At 68.6% G+C, this 9,860-nt stretch carries 11 protein-coding genes; 8 read left to right on the top strand and 3 right to left on the bottom strand.

Going from position 1 to position 9,860, the window contains the following annotated elements; all coding sequences use genetic code 11:
* The 3 genes from ACRDP3_RS13700 to ACRDP3_RS13690 all read left to right on the top strand — a co-directional run.
* Nucleotides 1–336: helix-turn-helix domain-containing protein (locus ACRDP3_RS13700; RefSeq protein WP_431517193.1), on the top strand; the 336-nt coding region annotated here is incomplete at its 5' end.
* 27 nt (nucleotides 337–363) lie between these two features.
* Nucleotides 364–1,008, top strand: a complete 645-nt coding sequence (locus tag ACRDP3_RS13695) for a hypothetical protein (RefSeq protein ID WP_431517192.1) — start codon at nucleotides 364–366, stop codon at nucleotides 1,006–1,008.
* A 135-nt stretch (nucleotides 1,009–1,143) separates the two neighbouring features.
* Entirely contained in the window at nucleotides 1,144–1,473 is a 330-nt protein-coding gene (locus tag ACRDP3_RS13690) for a DUF2516 family protein (protein ID WP_431517194.1), read from the top strand.
* A 37-nt stretch (nucleotides 1,474–1,510) separates the two neighbouring features.
* On the opposite strand, the gene ACRDP3_RS13685 is transcribed toward ACRDP3_RS13690, so the two are convergent.
* Nucleotides 1,511–2,869, bottom strand: a complete 1,359-nt coding sequence (locus ACRDP3_RS13685) for a PP2C family protein-serine/threonine phosphatase (protein ID WP_431517191.1) — start codon at nucleotides 2,867–2,869, stop codon at nucleotides 1,511–1,513.
* 411 nt (nucleotides 2,870–3,280) lie between these two features.
* Here ACRDP3_RS13685 and pstS point away from each other — a divergent pair, with 411 nt between their 5' ends.
* The 4 genes from pstS to pstB all read left to right on the top strand — a co-directional run bounded on the left by pstS (nucleotide 3,281) and on the right by pstB (nucleotide 7,557).
* The gene (gene pstS, locus ACRDP3_RS13680; protein WP_431517190.1) at nucleotides 3,281–4,396 is read left to right on the top strand and encodes a phosphate ABC transporter substrate-binding protein PstS; all 1,116 of its coding nucleotides are present in this window, start codon (nucleotides 3,281–3,283) and stop codon (nucleotides 4,394–4,396) included.
* Nucleotides 4,397–4,525: 129 nt separating this feature from the next.
* On the top strand, nucleotides 4,526–5,533 hold the full coding sequence (pstC, locus tag ACRDP3_RS13675) for a phosphate ABC transporter permease subunit PstC (protein WP_431517189.1): 1,008 nt from the start codon (nucleotides 4,526–4,528) through the stop codon (nucleotides 5,531–5,533).
* A 46-nt stretch (nucleotides 5,534–5,579) separates the two neighbouring features.
* Nucleotides 5,580–6,665 (top strand): phosphate ABC transporter permease PstA, encoded by a 1,086-nt coding sequence (pstA, locus tag ACRDP3_RS13670; RefSeq protein ID WP_431517188.1) that lies wholly within the window; start codon nucleotides 5,580–5,582, stop codon nucleotides 6,663–6,665.
* A gap of 115 nt (nucleotides 6,666–6,780) precedes the next feature.
* On the top strand, nucleotides 6,781–7,557 hold the full coding sequence (pstB, locus tag ACRDP3_RS13665; protein WP_431517187.1) for a phosphate ABC transporter ATP-binding protein PstB: 777 nt from the start codon (nucleotides 6,781–6,783) through the stop codon (nucleotides 7,555–7,557).
* A 160-nt stretch (nucleotides 7,558–7,717) separates the two neighbouring features.
* On the opposite strand, the gene ACRDP3_RS13660 is transcribed toward pstB, so the two are convergent.
* Nucleotides 7,718–8,713: an inorganic phosphate transporter gene (locus ACRDP3_RS13660; protein WP_431517186.1), complete on the bottom strand. Its 996-nt coding sequence runs from the start codon at nucleotides 8,711–8,713 to the stop codon at nucleotides 7,718–7,720.
* 6 nt (nucleotides 8,714–8,719) lie between these two features.
* Complete coding sequence (locus ACRDP3_RS13655) at nucleotides 8,720–9,340, bottom strand: DUF47 domain-containing protein (RefSeq protein ID WP_431517185.1); 621 nt, start codon at nucleotides 9,338–9,340, stop codon at nucleotides 8,720–8,722.
* A 288-nt stretch (nucleotides 9,341–9,628) separates the two neighbouring features.
* On the opposite strand from ACRDP3_RS13655, the gene ACRDP3_RS13650 reads away from it, so the two are divergent.
* Nucleotides 9,629–9,860: metal-sensitive transcriptional regulator (locus ACRDP3_RS13650; protein WP_431517184.1), on the top strand; the 232-nt coding region annotated here is incomplete at its 3' end.

Below are 9,860 nucleotides of genomic sequence, written 5' to 3'. Positions count from 1 at the left end.
CAGCTCGCCGACGCCGCCGGGGTGTCCAACCCGTACCTCAGCCAGATCGAGCGCGGCCTGCGCAAGCCGAGCGCCGAGATCCTCCAGCAGCTGGCCAAGGCGCTGCGGATCTCGGCCGAGACGCTCTACGTACAGGCCGGAATCCTCGACGAGCGTGACCGGAAGGAGCTGTTGCAGGTTCCGGCCGCGATCCTCGCCGATCCGTCGATCAGCGAGCCGCAGAAGCAGGCGCTGCTCCAGATCTACGAGTCCTTCCGCAAGGAGAACGGGCCGGGCAGCGCGCACGAGGACGCACAGGAAGACGAAGCCGAGGCCACCGAGGCCGACGCCCGATAGCAGTCAGTTCACAGGGAGGGACCTCTCATGCCCAACGCCAACGACCTCCGCAAGACGCTCACCGACCCGAAGCCCCTCTACTTCGCCGCAGGGGTCCTCGACAAGATCCGCGAGGAGGCCCCGGAGCGGATCGCCGCCGTACGGGCGGCCGACCCCAAGGAAGTGCAGGCGCGCTTCACCAAGCAGGCCAAGGAGACCCAGGCCAAGGTCAGCGAGACGCTGGGCGGCATCGACACCGACATCAAGAAGCTGCGTGAGCAGGCACAGCACCTGGCTCTGCAGAGCGTGGGAGTCGCCGCCGAGTACGCCGTCAAGGCCCGCGAGGCCTACGACGAGTTGGCCGACCGTGGCCGTGGCGCCGTGCAGAACTGGCGCGGCGAGGGCGACGGCGAGGCCCCGCAGGTCACCGTGGAGCGCGAGCGGCCGGTCAAGGTCGCCGAGCCGCCGGCCGAGCCGCGGAGCGGCGGGCAAGCACAGCCGCGGAGCGGCGGGCAGGCCGGCACGAAGGCCGGCGCCCAGACCACCGGCACCGCACAGAACAACGGTGGCGGCGCCCGCAAGACCACCACGGCGAAGACGACCACCCAGAAGTCGGCCACCACCCAGAAGCCGACAGCGCAGAAGCCGGCTTCGCCCTCCGCCAAGAAGACGCCGCCGAAGTCGGACTCCTGACCGAAGCCGCCGCCTTGTTCGCCGGACCGGTCCGGGCACAGCCCCGCTGACCGGTCCGGCGAACGGGTACCGTGGCAGGGCAGGCAGGATGAGCGCGAGTCGGCTGGACTCCGTACGCACAGGGATGTGGACGACGTGTTGATGCAGGGCTTCTTCGAGGTGCTGTGGGTGCTTTCCCTGGTCCTGCTGCTCATGGCGGTGTTCGCGTTCATCGACGGGGCGCTGCGCCGTACCGACGCCTACACCGCGGCGGACAAGAAGACGAAGCCGTTCTGGCTGATCATTCTCGGTCTCACCATCGCCGTGAACATCTACCCGATCCTGTTCCTGCAGATCGCGGGCCTGATCGCGACGATCGTCTACATCGTCGACGTCCGCCCGGCGCTCAAGCAGGTCACCGGCAACGGCCCCCGCAAGGGTGGCAGCAGCAGCGACGGTCCCTACGGGCCGTTCAACGGCCGCTGAGAACTCCAGCAGCCACGGCAGCCGCGCCGCTCAGTCCTCAGCCGCGGTCGAGCAGCAGCGCTGCCACGTCGTCCGTGAGTTCGCCGCCGTTCAGCGCCCGTACGTCCTCCATCGTGGCGTCCAGCAGCGCCTCACCCCGCTTGCCCTGCGCCATCCGCTCGGCCACGAGGTCGACCATCCCCTCCTGACCGAGGCGCTGTTTGCCCTCGCCCACCCGGCCCTCGATGAGGCCGTCGGTGTACATCAGCAGGCTCCAGGCGCCGCCCAGTTCCACCTGCCGGCGCGGCCAGCGGGCCGTGGGCACGACACCGAGCGCCGGTCCGCACTCGTCGTACGGGAGCAGCCTCGGCGTCGAACCGCCCCCACCCGCGACGAGCGGTGAGGGGTGTCCGGCCAGGCAGATGCCGGCCCGGTGTCCGTCCGGGGAGATCTCGACCGTGCAGAGCGTCGCGAAGATCTCGTCGTTGGGGCGCTCGTGGTCGAGCACCTTCTGCAGGGTCCCCAGCAGTTCGTCGCCGCACAGACCGGCGAAGGTCAGGGCCCGCCAGGCGATGCGCAGCTCGACTCCCAGCGCCGCCTCGTCCGGACCGTGGCCGCAGACGTCGCCGATCATCGCGTGCACGGTGCCGTCGGACGTGCGCACCGTGTCGTAGAAGTCGCCGCCCAGCAGTGCGCGGGAGCGGCCGGGGCGGTAGCGGGCCGCGAAGCGCAGTTCGCTGCCCGCCAGCAGCGGGGTCGGCAGCAGCCCGCGCTCCAGGCGGGCGTTCTCCTGCGCCCGCAGCCGGGACTCGGTGAGCTGGCGCTGGGCGAGGTCGGCGCGCTTGCGTTCGACGGCGTAGCGGATGGCGCGGTGGAGCAGCCGTCCGTCGAGTTCGTCACGGAAGAGATAGTCCTGCGCCCCGACGCGTACGGCCTCCGCCGCGCGCTCCGCGTCCGCGCCGTCCGTCAGCGCCAGCACGGCGTGCCGGGGCGCCAGCAGCAGCACGTGCCGCAGAATGTCCAGCTCATCGGATCCGCCCGATCCACCGGACGCACCGGACGCACCGGACGCACCGGCCCCAGCGGACGCACCGGATCGGCCGGTCAGCGCCAGGTCGAGCAGGATGCACTGCACGTCGTCGGTCAGCAGCCGCTCGGCCTCGGTGAGGTTACGCGCGGTGCGCACCTTGATACGGTCGCCCGGCGCCCCGGGAAGGGGGCCGCCCGGCAGGTATCCGCTCGCCGCGTCCAGCAGTTCGGGCACGCTGCGGCTCGCCCCGAGGTTGTCCTCGATCACGAGCAGCGTCAGCCCGCCCTTCGCGGTCCCCTCGGGTCGCTCGGACCCGCCGCTCTGGCGTGGCAGTGACGCGCGCGACGACGCCGGATCGGCGTCCTCCCGTTGCACGCGTACGGGCATATGCGTTTCCTCTTCCCTCCCCCCGAGGGGCGCGCTGGAGCGCCGGTCGGCAACTCAGCCCTGGCACACGCGGCTGGTCGGGTGCTCGTGCGCATGCCGGACTGTCGAGGGGACCCTAACGCTCCCGCACGTATGTACGGAATGGCAGACGGCATTCCGCAACTGTCATATGCCCCTCACTCTTCGAGCGGCCCGCGCGAATACCCAGGTCCACGGGCCACGCCCGGCGCCACCGGCCCGCCCGCCGAGGTTCACCTCACGTTCATTCGCCTCCTTCGGCCGCTTCACCTGATCTGTCTAATTTCAGCCTTACGGAGTGCGTACCGCTCCGTAACGCCAAGCACCCAAGCATCCACACCAGATCTCGCGCGCCGCCCCTACCGGCGGGCCCCAGGAAGGAACTGAACGAAAGTGAAGCTTCAGCGCACGAACCGGCTGCGCGCCATCGCTGTCGGCGCCCTCGCGGTCTCCGGCGCCCTGGTACTCACCGCCTGCGGCTCGGACACCAACACCAGCGGCGCCACCAAGGAGGCGGCCGCCAAGATCAAGTGCGACGGCAAGGGCAAGCTCCTGTCGTCCGGCTCCACCGCGCAGAAGAACGCCGTGGACGCCTGGGTCAAGAACTACCAGGCGGCCTGCAAGGGCACCCAGATCAACTACAAGGACATCGGCTCCGGCGGCGGCGTACAGGAATGGCTGCAGGGCACCACCGCCTTCGCCGGTTCCGACTCCGCTCTCAAGCCGGAAGAGGTCGCCACCTCGAAGAAGGTCTGCAAGGGCGGCCAGGGCATCAACCTGCCCATGGTCGGCGGCCCGGTCGCGATGTCCTACAACCTCCCCGGCGTGGACAACCTCGTACTGGACGCGTCCACCACCGCTCAGATCTTCGACTCGAAGATCAAGAAGTGGAACGACCCGAAGATCAAGAAGCTCAACCCGGGCGCGAAGCTGCCGAGCACCGACATCCAGCCGTTCCACCGCTCCGACGAGTCGGGCACCACGCAGAACCTGGGCAAGTACCTGGGCACCGCGGCCAAGGACGACTGGAAGTACCCGGACGAGAAGTCCTGGCAGGCCAAGGGCGGTCAGTCCGCCTCCGGTTCCGCGGGCATCGCCCAGCAGGTCAAGCAGACCGAAGGCGCCATCGGCTACTTCGAGCTGTCCTACGCCACCGCGAACAACCTCGACAGCGTCAAGATCGACACCGGTGCGGGCAAGCCCGTAGAGGCCACGTCGGAGAACGCCTCCAAGGCCATCGCGGACGCCAAGGTCGTCGGCAAGGGCAAGGACCTGTCGCTCGAGCTGAACTACGCGACCAAGGCCGAGGGCGCCTACCCGATCACCCTCGTCACCTACGAGATCGCCTGTGACAAGGGCAACAAGAAGAGCACCCTCGCCGCCACCAAGTCCTTCCTGAACTACACCGCCAGCAAGGACGGCCAGAGCGTTCTCTCCGAGCTCGGCTACGCGCCGCTGCCCGACAAGATCGCGGAGAAGGTCCGCAGCACCGTCCCGGAGCTGTCCTGACCATCCCCACCGCCGCACACGACGCGTGAAACGGCCGGCCCCCACGCGGGGCCGGCCCCCACGCCTGACTGACAGCCCGATCCGGTGCACCGCCGCCAGGGGAAACCTCCCCACCAGACCGGAGACACCATGGACATCTCTCGCACTTCCGCAGCACCACCGCCGAAGCAACCCGACGAACCCGCCGCCGCGCCCGTGAAGGGCCAGGCAGTGCACCGCGGGGACAAGCTCTTCCGCGGCCTCTCCCGCGGCTCCGGCATCACCCTGCTGGTGATCATGGCCGCCATCGCGGCGTTCCTCACCTACCGCGCCTCACTGGCGATATCCAAGGACTCGGTCAACTTCCTGACCGCCTTCGAGTGGAACCCGCAGGGTGACCCGCCCGCCTTCGGTATCGGCGTCCTCGCCTTCGGCACGGTCGTCAGCTCGGTGATCGCAATGGTCATCGCCGTGCCCGTGGCCGTCGGCATCGCGCTCTTCATCTCCCACTACGCGCCGCGCAAGCTCGCGGCCCCGCTCGCCTACGTGATCGACCTGCTGGCCGCCGTGCCGTCCATCATCTACGGCCTCTGGGGCGCCCTCTTCCTCGTCCCCTACCTCGACGGCCTCACCAGCTGGCTCGACGAATTCCTCGGCTGGACCACCGTCTTCGAGATGTCGAACCCGGGCAGCCCCGCCCGTTCCATCTTCACCGTCGGCATCCTGCTCGCGATCATGATCCTGCCGATCATCACCAACGTCACCCGCGAAGTCTTCCTGCAGGCACCGAAGATGTACGAGGAAGCGGCCTTGGCGCTCGGCGCCACCCGCTGGGAGGTCATCCGGATGTCGGTCCTCCCCTTCGGCCGCTCCGGCATCATCTCCGCCTCGATGCTCGGCCTCGGCCGCGCGCTCGGCGAGACGATGGCCGTGGCCACGGTGCTCTCCCCCGGCTTCCTCTTCAGCCTGCACCTGCTGGACGCGGGCAGCGGCACTTTCGCGCAGAACATCGCCGCGAAGTTCAACGAGGCCGACGATTTCGGCCGGGACGCACTGATCGCCTCCGGCCTCGTCCTCTTCGTCATCACGCTGCTCGTCAACGGCGCCGCCCGCTACATCATCGGCCGCCGCAAGGAGTACTCGGGGGCCAACGCATGAGCCGGGACATGAGCAGCAACGCAGCGACGGAATCGGAGGCACGGGCATGACTGACAACGCACTGCTGGACAAGCCGCAGCGCAGCGATCCGCAGCCACCCACCGCGCCCCTCGCCCACCGCCGCCTGCCCCGCTGGTCCACCGGCGCCATCGCGCTGATCTCGGTCGGGCTCGGCATCGGCATCGGCAACACGGCGGGCCTGCACAGCCGCATCCAGTGGGGCCTGATCGCCGGCCTGCTCTTCGTGATCGGCACGTACGCGGTCACCAGTGCGGTCGAGGACCGCCGGCAGGCGAAGGACCGGGTGGCCACCAGCGTCGTCTGGGTCTGCTTCATCATCGCCGTCGTCCCGCTGGTCTCCCTCGCCTGGACGACCTTCAGCCGCGGCGCCGAGCTCCTGGACGGCTACTTCCTCTCCCACTCCATGGGCGGCATGACCAACCTCGAGAAGGGCGGCGGCGTTTACCACGCGCTGCTCGGCACCCTCGAACAGGTCGGGCTGGCCACGCTCCTCGCCGCCCCCATCGGGCTGCTCACCGCGATCTACCTCGTCGAGTACGGGCGCGGCAGGCTCGCCCAGGCCGTCACCTTCTTCGTCGACGTCATGACGGGAATTCCGTCCATCGTCGCGGGCCTGTTCGTCCTCGCCTTCTGGAACCTCGGCCTCGGCTTCGGCCCGTCCGGCTTCGCGGGTTCCATGGCGCTGGCGATCCTGATGATGCCGGTGGTGGTCCGTTCCACGGAAGAGATGCTCAAGCTCGTACCGAACGAGCTGCGCGAGGCGTCACTTGCGCTGGGCGTGCCGAAGTGGCGGACGATCCTCAAGGTCGTCCTGCCGACCGCCATCGGCGGCATCACCACAGGCGTGATGCTCGCCATCGCCCGGATCGCCGGTGAGACCGCGCCCGTCATGCTGCTGGTCTTCGGCAACCCGCTGATCAACCCGAACCCCTTCGCGGGCGCGCAGGAGTCGCTGCCGCTCTACGTCTGGAACCAGTACAAGCTCGGCAACGTGGCCAGCATCGAACGCGCCTGGGCCGGAGCGCTCGCGCTCATCGCCTTCGTGATGATCCTCAACCTGGTCGCCCGCGGCATCGCCCGCTGGAAGGCGCCCAAGACGGCGGGCCGCTGACATGCCCGTACACACGCAGGTCCGCACGACGGCGACCCCGGACGGCGAGCCCCGAGACCGCACTCACTGGGGGAGCACCCCAGACCCCAGTACAGCCCCCGAGAGGACTGACACCATGGCCAAGCGAATAGACGTCAGCGGCCTCACCGCTTTCTACGGCGGCCACCGGGCCATCGACGACATCTCCATGAGCGTCGAGCCCCGCTCCGTGACGGCCTTCATCGGGCCCTCCGGCTGCGGCAAGTCCACCTTCCTGCGCACCCTCAACCGGATGCACGAGGTCACCCCGGGCGGCCGGGTCGAGGGCAAGGTGATGCTGGACAACGAGGACCTGTACGCCACGAACGTGGACCCCGTCGCCGTACGCCGCACCATCGGCATGGTCTTCCAGCGCCCCAACCCCTTCCCGACGATGTCCATCTACGACAACGTCGCCTCGGGGCTGCGCCTGAACGGCAGCTACAAGAAGCGGGAACTGGACGGCATCGTCGAGAAGTCCCTCAAGGGCGCCAACCTCTGGAACGAGGTCAAGGACCGCCTGAACAAGCCCGGCTCCGGCCTCTCCGGCGGCCAGCAACAGCGGCTGTGCATCGCCCGCGCCATCGCCGTGGAGCCGCAGGTGCTGCTGATGGACGAGCCCTGTTCCGCGCTGGACCCCATCTCGACGCTGGCGATCGAGGACCTGATCGGCGAACTCACGGAGCGGTTCACGATCGTCATCGTCACGCACAACATGCAGCAGGCGGCACGGGTCTCCCACCGCACGGCCTTCTTCAACCTCTCGGCGGTCGGGCAGCCCGGCAAGCTCATCGAGGTCGACGAGACCGAGCGGATCTTCTCCAACCCGTCCGTCCAGGCGACCGAGGACTACATCTCGGGCCGCTTCGGCTGACCCTGCGCCGAGCGCGAACGGCACGGCCGCGCAGACGGCCTCGCGGTGCTGCATGGCGGTGCCACCGCAAGGCGCGGGCTCGCCCCTGGATCTCCGGGGGCGAGCCCTTCGCGTTCGCCCCCGCCCCCGGGAGCCGGGGACGGCGGTCAGCAGCCGGCCGTCAGCCGAAGATCAGCAACACGATCCCGTAGCAGATCGCCGCCACCAGCCCGGCGGCCGGCATGGTGATGAACCAGCCCATCACGATGTTCCTCGCCACGCCCCAGCGCACCGCGGACACCCGCTTCGTCGCCCCCACACCCATGATCGCGGAGGTGATGACGTGCGTCGTGGAGATGGGCGCGTCGAAGATGAAGGACGCCGTGTACATCACACCGGCCGCGGTCGTCTCACCGGCGAAGCCCTGCGGCGGATCCAGTTCGATGATCCTGCGCCCCAGCGTCCGCATGATGCGCCAGCCGCCCGCGTACGTACCCAGCGACAGCATCCCCGCGCAGGCGAACTTGACCCAGGTGGGAATGGAGTTGCCGTCCTGCACATCGGCGATGGTGAGTGCCATCACCACCACACCCATGGTCTTCTGCGCGTCCTGCAGACCGTGTCCCAGGGCCATTCCGGCCGCCGAGACGGTCTGCGCGATGCGGAAGCCCCGCTTCGCCTTGTGCGGGTTGGACTTGCGGAAGACCCACAGGATGCCGCACATCACGCCGTAGCCGAGCAGCAGCCCGACGACCGGCGAGATGAACATCGGCAGGACGATCTTCTCGATGACACCCGACCAGATGACGACGATGCCGCCAGCCAGCGCCGCACCGACCAGGCCGCCGAAGAGCGCGTGCGAGGACGAGGACGGCAACCCGAAGTACCAGGTGATCAGGTTCCATACGATCGCGCCCGTGAGCCCCGCGAAGAGGACGGCCATCCCGCTCGACCCGTGCGGTGTCTCGATCAGCCCCTTGCTCACGGTCTTCGCGACGCTGCTGCCCAGGAAGGCGCCCGCGAGGTTCATCACCGCGGCCATGGCCAGCGCGGCGCGCGGCGTCAGGGCGCGGGTGGAGACGGAGGTGGCGATGGCGTTCGCGGAGTCGTGGAAGCCATTCGTGTACGTGAAGAAGAGCGCGACCGCGATGGTCACGACCAGAGCGAACGTGTCCACAGTCGGTCAGGACTCCTTGACCGCGATGGTCTCGACCGTGTTGGCCACGTGCTCGAAGGCGTCCGCCGCCTCCTCCAGTACGTCCACGACCTGCTTGAGTTTCATGACGTCCATCGCGTCGTACTTGCCGTTGAACAGGTACGCGAGCAGCTTGCGGTGGATCTGGTCGGCCTGGTTCTCCAGCCGGTTGACCTCGATCCAGTACTCGGTGAGGTTCTCCATCGTGCGCAGGTGGGGCATGGCCTCGGCGGTCAGCTCCGCCGCCCGCGACAGCACCTCGATCTGCTGCTCGATGCCCTTCGGCAGGTCCTCGATCTCGTAGAGCACGACGAGATCGACGGCCTCCTCCATGAAGTCCATGATGTCGTCGAGCGAGGAGGCCAGCTTGTAGATGTCCTCCCGGTCGAAGGGCGTGATGAAGGAGACGTTGAGGTGGTGGAAAATCGCGTGGGTCGCGTCGTCTCCCGCGTGCTCCGCGGCACGCATCCGCTCGGCGATCTCGGCGCGTGCGGAGGATTCCGCCCCGAGCAATTCCATGAGGAGCCTCGAGCCCGTGACGATGTTGTCCGCGGAGGCCGCGAACATGTCGTAGAAGCTCGTCTCCCTGGGGGTCAGACGAAAGCGCACTGGAGATCCTCGGGGTGCATCGATGACGGTCTCGTTGATGCTAAGCGCATCATTCAGCCACAGCGAGGCGGCCTCCCACAGTGTCGCCCATAGCTAACAGTGCCCTGAACCAGCCCACCCGAATCCAGTAGACTATACCCACGAGGGGTATACATCTCAGTGGATAGCCGAGCCCGAACATGGCGCATTCCCGACCATGGACGCCCTTCCCGGACACCCGCGCGCCCCTGCCCGCGCCACGCCGGCACCCCGGCCCTCCCGGGCCGACTAACAACTTACGGAGGACCCATGACGACCACCGAGGCCGACGCCCGCCCGGACGACCACTGCGCGGCGCACGCCGCAACGGGCGAGCACGGCTACACAAAGGACAAGGACGCCCACCTCAAGCGTCTCCGCCGCATCGAGGGCCAGGTGCGCGGCCTGCAGCGGCTGGTCGACGAGGACACCTACTGCATCGACGTCCTGACCCAGATCTCGGCGGTCACCAGCGCCCTCCAGAGCGTGGCCGTGGGCCTCC

The organism is Streptomyces sp. (assembly GCF_050698815.1).
Taxonomy (GTDB): Bacteria; Actinomycetota; Actinomycetes; order Streptomycetales; family Streptomycetaceae; genus Streptomyces.
This window is presented reverse-complemented; position numbering and strand designations above follow the sequence as displayed.